Raw genomic sequence first — 17,090 nt, 5'->3', positions numbered from 1 at the left:
GGAAATGTCCGCGCCTAGTGACTTGGTACCGCTTCAACCGGGCGACCGTGCGCCGAACCTGGTGCTTGACGCCATTACCCAGGAAGGCAAGATCGCCCTCGATGACTTTCGCGGGCAAAAACCAGTGCTGGTCGGCCTGTTTCGAGGTCTGCATTGTGCCTTCTGCCGGCGCCACATCGCCGCCCAGGCGCGGCTTGATCCGGAGCTGCGCGAAAGGGGCGTGGAGAGCCTGACGGTGGTCAACACGCCGATCGAACGAGCGCGTCTCTATTTCCGCTACCACCCGATGCCGAACCTGCTTGCGGCCTCCGACCCTGAACGCGCTTCACATCGTGCTTTTGGACTACCCAATCTCGAATTCACCCAAAACGAGACGAACTGGCCGTACAAGGTCTCGATGGCAGCAGCGAAGGATATGCGGGTCGACATACCAGGCGAGTTGCCCGGTCCCATGGATCCTTTTGCAGCGAGCGAAATCCTCGATAGGAAGGACCCTTACGAAGTGACCGAAGCCGACGAACAGATGATCGCAACAGGACACGGACAATTGGTCGGTCAATTCCTGCTGGACAGGCAGGGAATTGTCCGCTGGAGTTTCACGGAGGTTCCGGAGGGGGGGCGATACATGTTTGGGGCGCCCAACCCGAAGGAACTGATGTCAGCTGTGTCGCAAGTCGCCCAACGAGGTCCCGTTTGATCAAATCTTCACGTTAATAATTTGCGGCTTGAGATGCAGTGCGCTCCAGCGTCGGCAAGCGACAATCAGGCTGGGAGCCGCCACATTCGTACACGACCTGCGCCACGCAATTCCGTTTCCTCAAGTGGATCGCAAGCAAATTTTGGTCCCAGCAGTTGGCGCGTTGCATCGGAAATACGGATTTCACTGGGCTCCGCGGACGTTTGAATACGCGAGGCGAGATTAACGGTCTCGCCCCACAAGTCATAGGCGAACCGTCTTTTGCCTATGACGCCAGCGACGATCGGTCCCGAGTGAATTCCAATTCTCAGTCTTATCGGTTCTCCTGCGAAGCTCTCGCGTTTGACCGCCTTGCGCAGTTCAACTGCGTAGTGCGCGAGGGCTTGTGCATGATCGGATCGCGCGGTGGGCAGGCCCGCGACCACCATCACACAATCGCCGATTGTCTTGATCTTTTCGCAGCCGTGTCGTTCCGCGAGTCGATCCGCCGCCTTGAAGAAGTAATTCAAGATAGCGAGCGTCGTCACCGCTCCGACGCTGCGCGCTCTTTCCGTAAAACCGACGATGTCGGCAAAAAGCACACTCACCTCTGCGTGGTTGTCTGCAATTTTCTTGTGCGCTTTCAACCGCTCCGCGATCGATGCCGGAAGAATGTTGAGGAGCAGGGCTTCGGCGCGCTGGTATTCACGCGACAATCCCTCCTGACTCTTCCTCAACGCCTCATTGGCCGAATGTAACTTCTCGTTGAGTTGGCGCTCCCTCTCTTGCAGAAGAGTCATTTCATAAGCCTTCTGTTGAAGCCGCTGCTTGTTGTCGCGTTCGGCAGTGGCATCAAGAAAGAGCAGCCACACGCAGTCATCATCAGCAAAAAGATGAAGGTCCGCGACACGCCCGCTGGGCAGTTCGACCATAGGCATATGAAATGGAAGCTCCGGGCAAGGCAGCAAACCTTCCATGAATTCAAGCTGATCGGCAACAGGCTTACCGATGCGAAGGGATGAGAGCCCGTAATGTTGAACGTTACCGCCCTTCGCCGCTGTCCGCAGCTGGGCGTCAATTTTCACATACGCAATAGCACGCTCGTTGTAGAAGAAATCGTAAATCCAGTTTCCGATCTCTCTTGGCAATCTTTGCATGGTCTATTTGGTGACCATCGAAGCGAGTTTAAGAAACGCATCATCGACATGCTCACCCGAGAGCGCACTTGTCAGATAGACCTGCCATCCACGTTGCCTCAGTTCGTCGATTTCTCTATCCGGTATTACCCACCGATCGGCCAGATCTGATTTGTTGAAAAGCAATACGAACGGCATAGCACCGAATTCAGCCTCGACCCGCTCGCGCAGCGTGAGCGCGGCGGTAAGGGTAGCGGCGCGGGTTCCATCGACGACAAGCACGAGGCCTGTCGCACCTCGCACATGGCTGACGCGGAATGAGCCGATATCATCTTCGCCGGCCAAATCCCATAAAATCAGATCCACTGTTTTGTCCGGGAGTGCGACACTCTTTTTGTCGATCTTCACTCCCACCGTGGTCAAGTAGGTTTCTGAAAAGATGCTTTTCACAAACCTGCGGACCAGGCTCGTCTTTCCGACAGAGAACCCGCCCAGCATACAGATCTTTTTTTGCAACATCTTGGGCTCCGCCCTAGTCCAGGTTTACCGTAACCGAAACCCGGCGATTGGTGGAGCTACCAGCCTGACTATTTTCAGGCACCGCCGGTTCAAAGGTACCCGCACCCCGAACCAGCAGCAGTTCCGGAGCGACGCCGCGCTTTTTGAGAAGCGCACGAACTGTCTCGGCACGGGCGGCGCTGATCGACGCGTTGGCCGTCTCACGGCCCGTGGTGTCCGAATGGCCGGTCAACATGAACCGCGCAGTTACGCCTGACTTGCGGGCACTTTGGGCGAATTCCTTTATTTGATCCGCCAATCTGTCGAGAACCGGCGTCTGCTCTGGTCCCGGCACAACTTTGCCGGAAGAGAAGAAAATATCGGTCGTCTGGATGGCCTCTCTCAAATGATTGAGCTCTGCAAGGTCCAGTTCACGCAGCTGCGAGACATCCAGAACCACTCCGTCCGCCGAAAGTTGTTCAGCGGCGGCCTGCGCCCGGTTGATCCAGGCGGCAGGAGCCTCGCCCACGACAACGATGCGACCCTGGATGATCGAAAGTCGGACCGATTTCGGCGGCGTCAGCGACGCCGTCAGCCGCTTCACCACAAACTTCGGATCAAGGCTCTGGTAGAATTGCCACTGTGAATGAACGCGGGCAGGATCGACCTCCGTTCCGGACAGCAGAGCTTGCGGGTCGGCGGCAAGCGGGTCTCGCAGGCCGGAAATATAGAAATGTCCACCCCTGGCCGATTGTTGGGCGACGACAATTCCCGGTTGGGCCTCAAGTCGCGACACATAATACTGCCAGTGCTCCGCCGCGCGTGCTTCGGGGCTCACATCACGAACCTTGGAGATGTCGAATTCCGGTCCGCCTGCCGAAAGCTGTCGGGCCGCTGCGCGCGCCCGATCTATCCAGGTGTCGGGAGCCTCGCCCTCGGCAATGATGCGATCATTGACGATCGAAAGTCGTACTGTATCTGGCGGATACAGCGACGCCGTCAGCCGTTTCAACACGAACTCCGGCTCAAGGCTCTGATAGAATTGCCATTGTGAATGAACCCGGGCGGGATCGACCTGCGTTCCAGACAACAGCGACTGAGGGTCGTCGGCAAGCGGGTCTCTCAGGCCGGCAATATAGAATTGGCCGTCGCGTATCTTTTGTTGTGCAACGATGATGCCCGGCTGGGCCTCCAGTCGCGACACATAGGCCTGCCAGCGCTTCGCCTCGAGTACTTCGGGGCTTACGTCACGAACCTTGGAGATGTCGAATTCCGGTCCGCCTGCCGAAAGCTGTCGGGCCGCTGCACGCGCCCGATCTATCCAGGTGTCGGGGGCCTCACCCTCGGCAACGATGCGCTCATTGTCGATTGATAGTCGTACTGAATCCGGCGGAGCCAGCGACGCCTTCAGCCGCTTCAGCACGAACTCCGGTTCAAGGCTCTGATAGAATTGCCACTGCGAATGAACCTGGGCGGGATCGACCTCAGTTCCAGACAACAGGGACTGCGGGTCGGCGGCAAGCGGGTCTCTCAGGCCGGCAATATAGAATTGGCCGTCGCGCGCCTGTTGTTCGGCAACGATGATGCCCGGCTGGGCCTCCAGTCGCGACACGTAGGCCTGCCAGCGCGACACATAAGCTTGCCAGCGCTGCGCTGATTGCCAGGAAAGAAAGTACCAACCGCCTGCCAGGCTCAAAAGCAGCAGGGCAACCACCGCCACCAGCCACGGAAATCCCTCGTTTGATTCCTCCTGCTTGAGCTCGACGCAGGTCTGCAACTGCGCCTCTACGCTGGCCAACTGCGAACCGTCGCCGTCAAACTGCTCTAAAGCCTGTGAGGATTCCTCATGGATGCGAAGCAATACATCGCGAACTATTTCATGCAATCCCTCTGGCGGATTTCCCCGGATCACCGAAACCAGGGTCGCAAACGGTCCAACTTCTGACCAGAGACGAAGGTCGCCAAAACGAATTGTGTCCAGGCCGCTCTGCTCTTTCTCGTTAAACGAGTCCTTCACAAAATCCTGAATTGCACTAAGCATCGAAGAGATGAGTTGAGGATCTTCGCTCGTTGCATTATCGGCGGTTACATGCGCTATCAAAAGACCGGAATTACGGTGAATGAGAAAGGCATGCTCTATACGATAAACAAGAGAGTGCTTAAGAACAACTTCCGAAAAGCTTGCTCCTGTCCTCCAAGATTCAAATCTCCACTTGAGCCCATGCCAGGTAAATATATGTCTTAGAGTTTCGTTCAGCGACTGAAAGGTCTGGTCGATCTTTTCCCCGATCGACTTGCGAATTGCCGGCAGAAACACCGGGTATAATATATCCGTCAGTGTGCGCGGGCTCTTCTGGATTGACCGTTGCACAGCCCTTTCGACAGCTGGCGCAAGCGCCTCGCCGAGCTGCGCATGAGGCGCTCGCGCGGCCGCACTGGGAAGAATGTCGCCCACTGCTGCCGCAAGCTGCTCGGGTTCGTCCAGCAGATGCGTAACTCGTGAAAGCTCCGAAATTTCGCGGCTGACCAGCAACTGGCGCAGCGTTTCCATGCGAGGATCGGCGGTTGGGACTCCGTCGAAACGCGCACGATAGTCCGGATCAACGTTCCGGGCAATTTCGACCAAAAGACGAGCCAGAGCCTCGCGATCAATTTCTGTATCGTTCGAGGCTGTTCTTTGTGGAAGACTGATTGGGTCGACGGTTGACGTCAAGGTCCCATCAACTCACTTTCCAGCTACGATCCGAGTTGCCCTTGCTGCCGACGGGATCCTGATTCAGACATTTCGCAACCTCTACAAACAGGCCAGCCAAAAGATTTCGGTCGGTCTTAACGTTGCTGAGATCGGCAAACATTTTCTCAATCAGCATCTGAACGCCTTCATTCTTCTGCTTGATTTCCTCACGCAGCAAATGATCGTTTCGATTTATCCGGTCCGAAACGTCCCGCTCAAGCGCGCTCAATTGATCCGACAACGCACGCACCTGCTTTTCAAGTGCCTGGTTTTGCTCGCGAAGATTCCGGTCAATCTCCTTGTCGGCATCGGCTCGTGAGTCTTTTTCGTTCCGCAATTGCGCCGCGAGCGAATCGATCTGCTTCTTTGCATTTGACTCGTACATCTCAAGATTGCGCTTGGCTTCGGATTCGACATCCTTGAAGCGTTGCAACACCCGTTCTTCAAGCTTGGAAAAACGGCGGTCATAGTCCTGCATCTGGTTGCCGAACAGCAGATCGCGTATCTTGTCGACACCTACGGCGTCGCCGGCGCCTCCGTTTTCGCGAACCTGGGCCGCCATGAAGTTCAGCCCGCTTCCGTCTGCATTACCAATCAAATTTGCGTCCGCCTTGTTTGCGGAGGAAACGGCACTCGAAGTACTCGAAGATTCCTTGGCCATCCTTATACCCCTCTATTTGAACACCTGCCACAGTGCAGAGACCCATAAACAGATGAAGATGCCAGCAAAATCCGCGGCCCGCAAGCCGGAATCTTCTTGGCGCAAGCCAATTTGGGTGCTCTTTTTACACCTCTTGCACTGGCAGAAAAAGCACCAGTACCGCTAGGTGTTGCTCTCACCCCTCTCTGTGATAGCAACCATAGCCATTTAACCTAATTGGCTATCGGGCGAAATCTACTATGAAGCCGAGTGATACAATGGCATTATGTATATCTATTTAGGCAGATTTAAGTAACAAGTTTTTATTAGAAATTGCTAAAATAGCTATTCCAGCGGGCAGCATATTGCCTCTCGCTCCGCTATATACTGCCACCATCAGCTTCCGGCGCGAGCTCAACAGTAGAAGGAGCATCTTCTTTTCACACGAGGAATCGCTGATCGAGAATGCAGCCCGGAATCGCGGTGTTTCGGTCGATAAGAGAGAGCAATAGGCCCCAATAGCTGGCAGTCATTCAACCAAAACTTCAGTGGGCTTGCATTGTTGCGTCGTCGATTGCAAAGGACGCCAGTTTGCCATAGCCAAGTGCCAGGGACCGCAGCTTGTGGTCATGGTGCCGATTTCAGGGATCGACATGAGTATGCGGCATGCTTGGTTTTGACGTGCATCTGCGACAGCCGGCGCCCGATCTCGGCGGCACGGATGAAATGCTGCGCCAGGCTTCTAACGTCGCTAGCAGGACAGGAGCAAGCTCGCCCTGCAGCCAAATGGAGGCGCGACGGCTCGGAAGAGGTCACGGGAGACTGTTTGGACGCAGCATCCTCGATGACCGTTTCCTTTGGCGGGAAATCGCCGGCTATGTCTTGGGACTCTTGTACCTTCGAACCAGGCGTGGGTAAGACGGCATGGCGCATAATCCATTGGTTTCAATCGTGGTTCCTGCGCACAACGCAGAGGTAACGCTGGCGCGCGCACTCGATTGCCTCCTCGATCAGGAAATCGTGGATTGGGAGACGATCATCGTCGACGACGCCTCCACGGACCGCACCCCCGCGATCATTGCCGGTTATGTGGAGCAAGATGCCCGATTTCGGACGTTGAGTTCTTGCGCGCATGGCCCCGCCGGCGCGCGCAATAGCGGGATTTCGGCGGCGCGCGGCCACTGGCTCATGTTTCTGGATGCACACGATTGGGTAGACGCCAGCTTCCTCGCGAAAATGCTAGCCGCACTGGAGGCCGCGCCCGATTCAGTGGCCGCCTATTGCGGCTCTCAGTGCGTGATGCCCGATGGCGAACTTATTCCGTTGAGCATCTCGTCAGAGGTTGCGGTCCAGCCCTTTGAAACATTTGCCCGCCGGTGTGCCATCGCCACTCACGCGCTGCTGGTCGACCGGGAGACAATCGTCGAGTTAGGCGGTTTCGATGTGTCGCTGCGCACATGCGACGACTGGGATCTGTGGCAGCGCCTCGCCCGTCTCGGCAGAAATTGGGTAATGGTCGACGAGTCGCTCGCCTTTTACCGGGCTAGCTCCAACTCGCTCACCCGCAATTCATCTCAGATGCTGGCCGACGCGGAAATCGTGATCGCCCGTGGCTTCTCTGCCGACTCCAGAGTCAAACACCCGGTGACTATCCACGCCAACGGAGCGAACTCGGCGGATGGCCGCACCGCTTCCGAAGCACTCGCGTGGTTCGCATTTTGGAACGCCGCGTCGGATTGCGGCGGCGGCTCGGGCTCGATCAACCCGCAGTCCCTGCGCGCGCTTCCGGCCGGACGCAAGTGGGCGAGTGAGATCGCCAAGGTAGCCGTCAACGCCCTTGCGGTGGGAAGCCTGTCTGTGCCGGCGCAACTGGCTGCCAGGTGGGGAAGGTTCGGCGGCGCCATCACCGAGTTGATTACCGAACTCGGCAAGGTCTGGGCCAATCCCGCGGCGGCTCGCCGCATCCAGTATCAGATTGAGCAAATGCTTCTCGACGCCGACGATCTTAGCGCGCCGCGCAGGCTGGCGCGAACACTTGGAATCCGCGTCGACGCTCGAAATCCGACCTCGACCGAACTGCCGGAAGGAATCGACCAAATCTATGCCTACCTGATGATGGATGGCCACATCGAGGCCGTCGTACAATTCGGCGTGCTCGGGACAGTGACAAGGGATCATTGGATTGAACTGATCCGGTATTTCGCACCGCAAAAGGAGGCTGGCGCCAACACTCCGAACACGGTTCCAGCCGGGGCATTGTCAGGCACAGCCGAACGCGGGCCTGATCCGGACAGCCACTTCGGCAAACTCGCGCGATTGGCTGCGCAAGCGCGGGAATTGGTCCGGTCGAGCGCCGAACCAGCGGAGCCTCCCGCGGCGCCGCGCCGCGCACGGCACAGGCACGACAAGGATCGCACGTCGTTCTGGAATGGCTATTTCGCGACCGAGGATCCCTGGAACTACGGTTCGTCCTATGAGCAGGAAAAATATGAGCGGCAGCTCGAGATTCTGCCTGCGGGTCCCATCGGACGGGCGCTTGAGCTGGCCTGCGCGGAGGGCCACTTCACGCGGCAGCTGGCGCCGCGAGTGGGCCATCTGACCGCAACCGACATCTCCGCCATAGCCGTCGGACGGGCCCGCGCGCGATGCAGCGATCAGCCGAATATTGAATTCGGCGTACTGGATTTCTCCGCCGACACGCTGCCGGGTGAGGTGGATCTGATCTTCTGTTCGGAAGTGCTCTACTATCTGGATGATCTCGCCGAGTTGCGGCGCGTTGCCAAAAAATTCGCAGAGGCGTTGGCGCCTGGCGGCAGTTTCATCAGCGCCCACGCATTCGTGCTGCGTGACAATGTTGAAAGGACGGGCTTCGACTGGAACACATTCGGGGCACAAGCGATCTCAGAGGCGCTCGCAGCGACCGAAGGTCTCGTCCTCGAGCAGTCGATCCAGACCGAGCTCTATCGCATAGACCGATTCCGCCGCCTGTCACCGGACGATGTGGTGACGGAACCGAGGATTGATCATGCGCCGATCCGCGCGCCTATCGGACTCGGGGTCGCCCGAAATATCGTCTGGGGCGGGGCGCGGGCCTTGCGCCGCGACGTCGCGCGCAGCGAGCGGCGGCCACGTATCCCTGTCCTCATGTACCACAGCGTCGCCGAAGAAGGTCCGGCCGCCCTCGCCCGTTTTCGGCTAACGCCCGCCGCATTCGCCAGCCAGATGGCATGGCTGCGCGCCAATGGCTTTCACGCGACCACGTCCGAGCAACTGGAACGGTCCATCGCCGACCGTCAGCCTTTCGCTGGCCGCCCAGTGCTCATCACCTTCGATGACGGCTTCCAGAATTTTGCCGACCATGCCTGGCCAACCTTGCGCGCGAACGACCTGACCGCGGAAGTGTTCCTGGTGACTGACCTGGTGGGTGAAAGCGCGCAGTGGGATTCCGAAAACGGTCCGCCGACGCAGCTTATGGATGCCAGGACGGTGCGGCGGCTCGCCGCCGAAGGTGCGTTCTTCGGAAGCCATCTCGCGACGCATCGCGCGATCGATGGTCTGTCGAGTTCTGACTTGGCCGCCGAACTGCTGCGCTCTCGTATGTTCATCGAACATTGGACCGGTCGGCCAACCTCGGCGTTCGCGGCACCCTTCTCTGTCACCGACCGACGGCTCGGCAGACTGGCCAAGGAGTCCGGCTATCGGATCGGCTTCGGCAGCAGACACGGGCCGGCGGACCTTAATTGCGATCCCATCGACCTTCCACGCATCGAGATTCGCGGGGATCGCTCGCTCGACGACTTTGTCGCCACCGTCGAGGCCATGCTCGATTAAACGGTGAATTTGTCACGGTCATCGGTCCCGCTCACGTGCGCAAGATCGACGAAACGCTCCGCACTCCCCAGACTGCCGCGATCGCTCGATGTCACCCCGAGATCGGAATGACCTGCCCCGGCGGCTGAGTAAACACTGCCAAAATACCCGGCGCATCAGCATATTCAAGCGTGGCATGCGTGGCACCTATCAGCCCTGCGCAGAAAGCATCTGCACCGCTACCGAATATGGCTTCCGCCATAATTCACGCGCAGCCCCTGGCATGAACGACGATGCGTGGGCCGGTCGCAGCCTTGATGGTATCGTCGGCAAACGCTCGGGTTACTTCATACGGAAGCGACGCCGCTTAAGCCGACCCAGTGCAGGCTAACTGTATTCGGTAGCCGCTTTTCCCGAGCAGATGGATTTCAGATTACGAGCAAATAAGTAAACGTCTCCGAAATAGTTCGGATACATTTCAGCAAGCTTTTCTTCCTTATCCACCTCGACCAAGACAGTCTTCACCTCACTGCCCCTTAGCTCGATTTTTTGCTCGATCTCTTTCAATTTTCGCGCGCCCGTTATAATTGACCTGAAATGATCGACAGTCAGTTTATTATCTTTCCCATATTGAAGCAAATAGTATCGCGTTTTTTCTGCTTGCCGTATAAAATTTTCTGGGAATCTGGTAGTATTCTTGATTTTTTTTAGTATGCCTATCGCATCTATACGCTTGTTAAGATCCCGCAATTCTCGAACCCGGTCATTGTGATCCGGAACACTTACATGAACGGGGCACTGCTCAACGCGCGCGAATTCCGCCGACATAAGCTGGAAAAGGCGAAGCCAATCTTGGTCGCCCTCTCCGTGCTTCAAATCCTGGCCCCGGAATAGCCCGACAGCCTCAACCGCAGTTGCCCATGAGTGCTGAAGCTTGGTACGAACTTGCAACTCGATGCGTCGTCCGTCGAAAGCCTCGGTGTCGGCATCTCGGGATCGGTATTTGAAAACAATATGGTGACTTCGATACCCGTCCGGCTTCGGCTCATCGATATAGTTAAACTCCCTAGAGTGGATCTCATGGGGGAACTTGTCTCGCATCGATGCGAGAAGCGAGCGAACACCTTTGATATCGGCCATGATCGCTCGGCAACCGCCGATGTCGTTCATGGTGTCCAAATTGGTGGTGGACTCTCGAAGCTTCCGACGAATGGATGCCATGCGCTTTGGCCGGGATGCCATGTCGCCCTCCAGTCGCAGGGCTCTTATGTGATGACGGACAGAGAACCGAACGCTGCGCATCGGCAGAAAGTGCGAGTCGCGCCAGCTATTGGCGATTGAAAAGATTTCGAGTGCGTCCACATACTGGCCGACAGTGATGTCTCGTCCGAACTGAATAGGTTTTGCCAGCCGGTCGCCTGCCTTGCGAACGGCTTTCATGCTGTAGGCAAGGCGCGGGTACTCAGTCATTGGAGCCAAGAAGTCATGGTAGCCCGCCTCATTCTGGACTGGCGGGACGATCGCAGGGGAATCAGATCCCAAGAGTCATATCCGTTTGGGTAAGCGAAGTACCATAGCGCGCGACATCGGATCTCCGCGAGCGAGATACCGTCTCGGCCGTATCTGCCTAGATCGCGCCCCTGGACATGACGCGGACGTACATGCCGCCACGCTCAGGCGGCTTTCCACTACAGCCATCGCCGCCGCCGACACCGAACCATCGCCACCGCACACGACCACAAGGTCGGCCATTTGGCGCAGGCGAACTATGTCACTGGCAATCTCCGGCAAGACCTCGACCGGGGCGGATTTCAGATCGTCCTTCGGCGCGCCGCTTTGATGCTCCGGAACGTCGCCGGCGTCCCGCTGGAGCCTGCGACAGAAGATGCGCTCAAGCCCATTGCCGGAGAGATTTTAATCGGCAGGGCCAGATCGGCCTGGCTCCTGTAAAATCTGGAGCCGGGTCGCGATTGGCCGGAACCAAACAGAACAGCCGTAATTATCAGCCGAAGGGACCGCAACCGCATAGGAAGCGGAACGATGGCTGAATTCTTGATCTCGAACTTGGCAGTTCAAGGTTGCGCGTCAAACGCGCCGAGAAATCGTTGAAGCGCGCAAAGGAAGAAACGGACAGGAAAAATGGCGTGGTGAATATCGCCCTGTGCTGCAGGATCCGGGCAGCTCAACAGCGCGTGACGGAGGCCCCGGGAGCGCCAGACCAATATCTATACGTGGGCGGCCTCCAAATCACCCCGAATGGACATGAAATGGCGAGGAGTTGCCGTCATGACAATACTGTTTGAGCCGCTGGACTCGGATTACCACAAGCGCAGCGTGCTTTATCACGCCACGCGGTTGTCGATGCTCCACGATCGAATGCTGCTGCGCTTCAACAAGGTTGACGAAGCGGCCGACAAGGTTGAAGCCGCAGCGGCCGTGCTGGTCGATGTCATCCACGGCTCTGCCGTCGATGCGTTCCAAGACGCGGTGTTCCGGAATTCGTCGGCAGATTTCCTTCAGATGGAAACAAGCCAGACCCTTGGGCTCTGAACTGCGAGGAATGACGCCGGTGTTTCGGCAGCTAGGGCCGCCTGCGCCCTGCGAGACGGTGGTGCAACCGTCCACCCGGAGCGGCCCCCGTTGTGGTTTGAGTGCGCCGTCGAAAACAGTCTCAAGTTCCCCACCGACGGCCTGACGGACGCGTCGGGTCCCCCCCCGCATTTACTCTTTGGTAACCCTCCTGAGCTTGGAGAGAAAACCTTTCGGCTCCTTTTGCCTTCCATCGTGTTAGGGCTTGGAACAAACCAACGGAGCTGTGAGTAAAATGGCCACCGTAACCAATGCCAAGGGTGTTCCGCTCCCCTATAGCGGGTCCTCCGCAAAGTGGTACTCGGCAACGAATTCGGGCCCGGCCCTCTATGGCAGCATCTATAACGATTCGCTGTATGGCGACGGCAGCGTCAGCGTCACGATGTATGGCGGCAAGGGCGACGATATTTACTACCTGTACTCCGCGAAAAACAAAGCGGTGGAGCTGCCCAACGAGGGCATCGATACGATCTCGACCTGGATGAGCTACAGGCTGCCGGCGAATTTTGAGAATCTGACGGTCACGGGCGATAAACAATATGCCTTCGGAAACGCTCTGAACAATATCATCGCCGGCGGTTCCGGCCAGCAGACGCTCGACGGCTTGAAAGGCGACGATGTTCTCAAGGGTGGCTCCGGCGCTGACATTTTTGTCGTCAAACCGGGCAATGGCAGCGACCTCATTCTCGACTTCGGCGCCGACGACACCGTGCGCGTCGGAGGCTACGGCTTCACCTCCTTCGACCAGGTGCACGCCAACATGGTGCAGTCGGGATCGAACGTCCGACTCACCCTGTCGCCAACCGAGTTTCTCGTCTTCGCCAACAAGACCATCGACCAGTTCAGCGCCAACCAGTTCGATCTCGCCCTGGACAAGTCGCATCTGACGCTCACCTTCTCGGACGAGTTCAATACGTTGAACCTGCACAGCGGTTCTAGCGGGACCTGGGATACGAACTTCTGGTGGGGTGCTCCGAACGGCAGCACGCTCACCACCAACAGCGAGCTTCAGTGGTATATCGACACCAGCTACGCCCCCACGAGTTCGGTCAACCCGTTCAGCGTCCAGGACGGTGTTCTCACCATTACGGCCGCCCGGGCTCCCGACGCGATCAAGCCCTACATAAACAACTATGATTACACGTCAGGTCTGTTGACGACCTACCATTCCTTCGCACAGACCTACGGTTATTTCGAAATTCGAGCCGACATGCCCGAAAAGCAGGGTGCATGGCCGGCCTTCTGGCTTCTTCCGGCGGATGGCTCCTGGCCGCCGGAACTAGACGCAGTGGAGATGGTCGGCCAGGATCCCAACAAGCTCACCCTGACCAGCCACTCGAACGCGACGGGGTCGCATACGAAAGTGACATCGACCGTATATGCAGCGGATACCGAAGGGTTCCACAAATATGGGGTGCTTTGGACCCCGAGCGAGCTGGTCTGGTATTTCGACGATGTCGAAGTTGCCCGCGCACCAACGCCTGCCGACATGCACAAGCCAATGTACATGCTGGTCAACCAGGCTGTCGGCGGCATGGCGGGAGCGCCCGCCGACGGGCTTGCCACCCCTTCTGAAATGCACGTCGACTATGTCCATGCCTACGCGCTGAATGATTGGTTCATCTAGGTGCCATGCCGGAAGATGGAGTGAAACCGACACCCTTCGCCAACCGGTCTTGGACGCGTTCATTGCCGCTTGCGCCCGCGCTGGACCCGAGGTGAAGGAAGATGTCTCACATCCATTCATCTGAGCCGCCGCGAACGACGCTCCCGGCGGTATTCGCTTCCTTTCGCCGGGCATTCGCCGGCATCGCCTTGATGAGCGGGGTCGTCAACGTCCTGGCGCTGACCGGCTCGTTCTTCATGCTGCAGGTCTACGATCGCGTCATTCCCGGCCGCAGCGTGCCGACGTTGGTCGGCCTTTGCGTGTTTGCGGGCACGCTGTTCGTCTTTCAGGGCGTCCTCGAACTGATCCGATCGCGGCTGCTGGTGCGTATCGGCATGGCGCTCGATGCGCGGCTCAGCGGGCAGGTCTACATCGCACTGATGCGTCTGCCGTTGCGCACGAAGCTCACCGGCGATGGCTTGCAATCATTGCGGGACCTCGATCAGGTCCGGTCGTTCCTGTCGAGCGCTGGGCCGACCGCGCTGTTCGACCTGCCTTGGATGCCGCTTTACCTCGCAATCTGTTTCCTGTTCCATTTCTGGATCGGCATGACCGCGCTGCTCGGCGCCGTCATTCTGTTTGGCCTGACCTTGCTTGCGGAGGTGCGCACCAGGCAGCCCGCGAAACGTGCCAACACGCAGGCCGCTGCGCGCAACACGCTGGCGGAGGCGACGCGCCGCAATGTCGAGGTGCTTCAGGCAATGGGTTTTGGCCCACGCATCGCCGAGCGCTGGTCAGGCATCAACGCCGACTATCTAAGCACCAATGCCAAGGCGAGCGATTTGGCGGGGACGCTCGGAACGACATCGAAAGTCGTGCGCATGATGCTTCAATCCGGCATCCTGGCGATCGGCGCCTGGCTCGTCATCCATCAGGAGGCGACGGGCGGCATCATGATCGCCAGTTCGATCATGATGAGCCGGGCGCTGGCGCCGATCGAACTCGCGATCGCGCATTGGAAGAGCTTCGTCAGCGCCCGACAGGCCTGGGCGCGCCTGACTCAGCTTCTGGGGCTGCTGCCCGAGGCAGCAACAAGTGTCTCGCTTCCGCCACCGTCGTTTCGCCTCTCGGTAGAGGGCATCAGTGTGGCGCCGCCGGGCGAGCGTCGCCTTGTCGTTCAGGATGCGGGCTTCGTGCTGCAGAAGGGCGCCGGCCTCGGCATCATCGGTCCGAGCGCTTCGGGAAAATCCTCGCTCGTCAGAGCGATCGCCGGTGTCTGGCTGCCAGTGCGCGGTACCGTCAGGCTCGACGGTGCGACGCTCGACCAGTGGTCGTCGGAAGAACTCGGCAAGCATGTCGGTTATCTGCCGCAGGATGTCGAGTTGTTCGATGGCACCATTGCCGAGAACATAGCTCGCTTCGAACCCCAGCCCCCCTCGGACAAGATACTGGCCGCCGCGCGCGCCGCCGGTGTTCATGATCTGGTGGTTCACCTGCCTGAAGGTTATGAAACGCGTATCGGCGAGGCCGGGTCGGCGCTTTCGGCGGGCCAGCGACAGAGGGTCGCCTTGGCGCGTGCTCTCTATGGCGATCCGTTTCTTGTCATACTCGACGAGCCGAATTCCAATCTCGATGCCGACGGCGAAGCCGCCTTGACGGCGGCGATCCAGGGCGTGCGCGACAGAGGCGGCATGGCCATCGTGGTGGCGCATCGCCCGAGTGCATTGCAAAGCCTTGACCAGATCCTTGTCATGACGAACGGCAGTATTCAGGCCTTTGGCCCGAAGAATGAGATCATGACCAAGGTGACCCGCCCCATCAGTGTTCCGTTAAAAGTTGTCTCAAGTCCTGAAGAGGCGGCGCTCTGATGGCGGAGAGAGCGACATCGGTGATCGACCGGACCATTCGACGTTATCTGCTCGGCGGCGTTGCGACCTCCATCCTTCTGGTCGGTGGAGCGGGCAGCCTTGCAGCGGTGACCGACCTCTCCGGCGCAGTCATTGCCTCGGGAAAGCTGGTTGTCGATTCCAGCGTCAAAAAGGTGCAGCATCCAACCGGCGGCGTGGTCGGCCAGATCTTCGTGCGCGAAGGCGATGCCGTGCAAGCGGGACAGGTTTTGATTCATCTCGATGAAACCGTCACCCGCGCCAATCTGGCCATTGTCACCAAGAGCGCGGATGAACTCGATGCCCGCCTGGCACGTCTCAAGGCCGAGCGCGACGGTGCGGACGCCATCGGTTTTCCGCCGTCGCTGATGTCTCGGCGGGACGATCCGGATGTCAGCGGCACAATGGCCGGAGAGCAGTCGCTCTTCGAGTTGCGCCGGCAGGCACGCGCTGGCCAGAAGGCGCAGTTGGCGGAACGTATCTCCCAGCTCGCCGAAGAAGTCTCCGGCCTGATCGAGCAAAAGGACGCCAAGAGCCAGGAAATCAAGCTGATCGGAACCGAGCTCGCGGGCATGCGCACACTATGGCAGCGCAAGCTGGTCTCGATCGATCGCATCACCGCTCTCGAGCGCGAGGCCGTGCGGCTGGAGGCTGAACATGGGCAGCTGACCGCCGCGATAGCGCAGTCGAAAGGCCACACGTCGGAAATCCGCCTGCAAATCATCCAGATCGATCAGGATCTGCGCAGCGAAGTCGCCACCGAGCTGCGTGAGGTCCAGGCAAAACTCTCGGAACTCGTCGAACGCAAGGTATCGGCCGAAGACCAGCTCAAGCGCATCGACATTCGCAGCCCGCAGGCCGGCGTCGTCCTCCAGCTTGCCGTACATACGATTGGGGGTGTCATCACTGCGGGCGAACCGGTCATGCTCATCGTGCCGGTCGCGGACCAACTGACCGTCGAAGCCCGTGTCGCCCCACAGGACATCGATCAACTGAAACAGGGGCAGGAGGCGACGCTGCGGCTTTCGGCCTTCAATCAGCGCACAACGCCTGAACTCAACGGAACCGTCAGCAAGATCTCCGCCGATCTCAGCACCGACGAGCGCACCGGCGCCGGTTATTACACCGTGCATATCGTTTTGCCGCGCACGGAACTTGCCAGACTCAAAAGACTGACCCTGGCGCCCGGCATGCCGGTCGAGGTGTTCTTCTCGACCAGCAGCCGCACGATGCTGTCCTATCTCGTCAAGCCCTTGGCCGATCAGATCCAGCGAGCATTCCGGGAGGAGTGAAACGCGCCCGGGCTGCAACGACCGGCCGCTCCCCGTCTCGAGCTCTTCATTGGGCCTGCCGCCTGCATGATGCTGCCGGCGGGCTCGGGTGTCACAACCGAAATCGATGACCGCGACAATCCCTTTTCGAACCGACGTGAGGAACATGCATCCGCAAGCGAAGTTCGGAATTTGCATGGTGTGAGAACACTCCCTCCCTCAAGTCCAAGCTCTGGTGCAGGGC

General features: G+C 58.7%; 11 protein-coding genes. 6 read left to right on the top strand and 5 right to left on the bottom strand.

Translation table 11 applies throughout. The features are described from left to right. Positions 1 to 4: 4 nt before the first annotated feature. Positions 5 to 697: a redoxin domain-containing protein gene (locus tag EOD15_RS03970; protein ID WP_127319629.1), complete on the top strand. Its 693-nt coding sequence runs from the start codon at positions 5 to 7 to the stop codon at positions 695 to 697. A gap of 65 nt (positions 698 to 762) precedes the next feature. Here EOD15_RS03970 and EOD15_RS03965 read toward each other — a convergent pair whose 3' ends face one another. Genes EOD15_RS03965 through EOD15_RS03950 form a run of 4 tightly spaced genes read right to left on the bottom strand, consistent with a single transcriptional unit; the run spans position 763 to position 5,705 of the window. Continuing rightward, entirely contained in the window at positions 763 to 1,833 is a 1,071-nt protein-coding gene (locus EOD15_RS03965; RefSeq protein ID WP_127319614.1) for an adenylate/guanylate cyclase domain-containing protein, read from the bottom strand. Between the two features lie 3 nt (positions 1,834 to 1,836). Beyond that, on the bottom strand, positions 1,837 to 2,331 hold the full coding sequence (locus tag EOD15_RS03960; RefSeq protein ID WP_023809564.1) for a Rab family GTPase: 495 nt from the start codon (positions 2,329 to 2,331) through the stop codon (positions 1,837 to 1,839). A 13-nt stretch (positions 2,332 to 2,344) separates the two neighbouring features. Continuing rightward, complete coding sequence (locus tag EOD15_RS03955) at positions 2,345 to 5,023, bottom strand: OmpA family protein (protein WP_127408307.1); 2,679 nt, start codon at positions 5,021 to 5,023, stop codon at positions 2,345 to 2,347. 7 nt (positions 5,024 to 5,030) lie between these two features. Then, a complete protein-coding gene (locus EOD15_RS03950) occupies positions 5,031 to 5,705 on the bottom strand; it encodes a hypothetical protein (protein WP_031212622.1) in 675 nt (224 codons plus the stop codon). 903 nt (positions 5,706 to 6,608) lie between these two features. Between EOD15_RS03950 and EOD15_RS03945 the strand changes: the two genes are divergently transcribed. After that, the gene (locus tag EOD15_RS03945) at positions 6,609 to 9,515 is read left to right on the top strand and encodes a trifunctional glycosyltransferase/class I SAM-dependent methyltransferase/polysaccharide deacetylase (RefSeq protein ID WP_127408306.1); all 2,907 of its coding nucleotides are present in this window, start codon (positions 6,609 to 6,611) and stop codon (positions 9,513 to 9,515) included. A 366-nt stretch (positions 9,516 to 9,881) separates the two neighbouring features. Here EOD15_RS03945 and EOD15_RS03940 read toward each other — a convergent pair whose 3' ends face one another. Continuing rightward, complete coding sequence (locus tag EOD15_RS03940; RefSeq protein ID WP_127408305.1) at positions 9,882 to 11,036, bottom strand: RelA/SpoT domain-containing protein; 1,155 nt, start codon at positions 11,034 to 11,036, stop codon at positions 9,882 to 9,884. Positions 11,037 to 11,756: 720 nt separating this feature from the next. On the opposite strand from EOD15_RS03940, the gene EOD15_RS03925 reads away from it, so the two are divergent. The 4 genes from EOD15_RS03925 to EOD15_RS03910 all read left to right on the top strand — a co-directional run bounded on the left by EOD15_RS03925 (position 11,757) and on the right by EOD15_RS03910 (position 16,867). Beyond that, a complete protein-coding gene (locus tag EOD15_RS03925; RefSeq protein WP_245463573.1) occupies positions 11,757 to 12,044 on the top strand; it encodes a hypothetical protein in 288 nt (95 codons plus the stop codon). Between the two features lie 274 nt (positions 12,045 to 12,318). Then, positions 12,319 to 13,710 (top strand): family 16 glycosylhydrolase, encoded by a 1,392-nt coding sequence (locus tag EOD15_RS03920; RefSeq protein ID WP_127320359.1) that lies wholly within the window; start codon positions 12,319 to 12,321, stop codon positions 13,708 to 13,710. A gap of 101 nt (positions 13,711 to 13,811) precedes the next feature. After that, a complete protein-coding gene (locus EOD15_RS03915) occupies positions 13,812 to 15,557 on the top strand; it encodes a type I secretion system permease/ATPase (RefSeq protein WP_127408304.1) in 1,746 nt (581 codons plus the stop codon). Further along, positions 15,557 to 16,867: an HlyD family type I secretion periplasmic adaptor subunit gene (locus EOD15_RS03910; RefSeq protein ID WP_127322917.1), complete on the top strand. Its 1,311-nt coding sequence runs from the start codon at positions 15,557 to 15,559 to the stop codon at positions 16,865 to 16,867. Before EOD15_RS03915 ends, EOD15_RS03910 begins: the two co-directional genes overlap by 1 nt. The last annotated feature ends 223 nt before the right edge of the window (positions 16,868 to 17,090 follow it).

The sequence above is a fragment of the Mesorhizobium sp. M7A.T.Ca.US.000.02.2.1 genome (assembly GCF_003996995.1).
Classification (GTDB): Bacteria; Pseudomonadota; Alphaproteobacteria; order Rhizobiales; family Rhizobiaceae; genus Mesorhizobium.
This window is presented reverse-complemented; position numbering and strand designations above follow the sequence as displayed.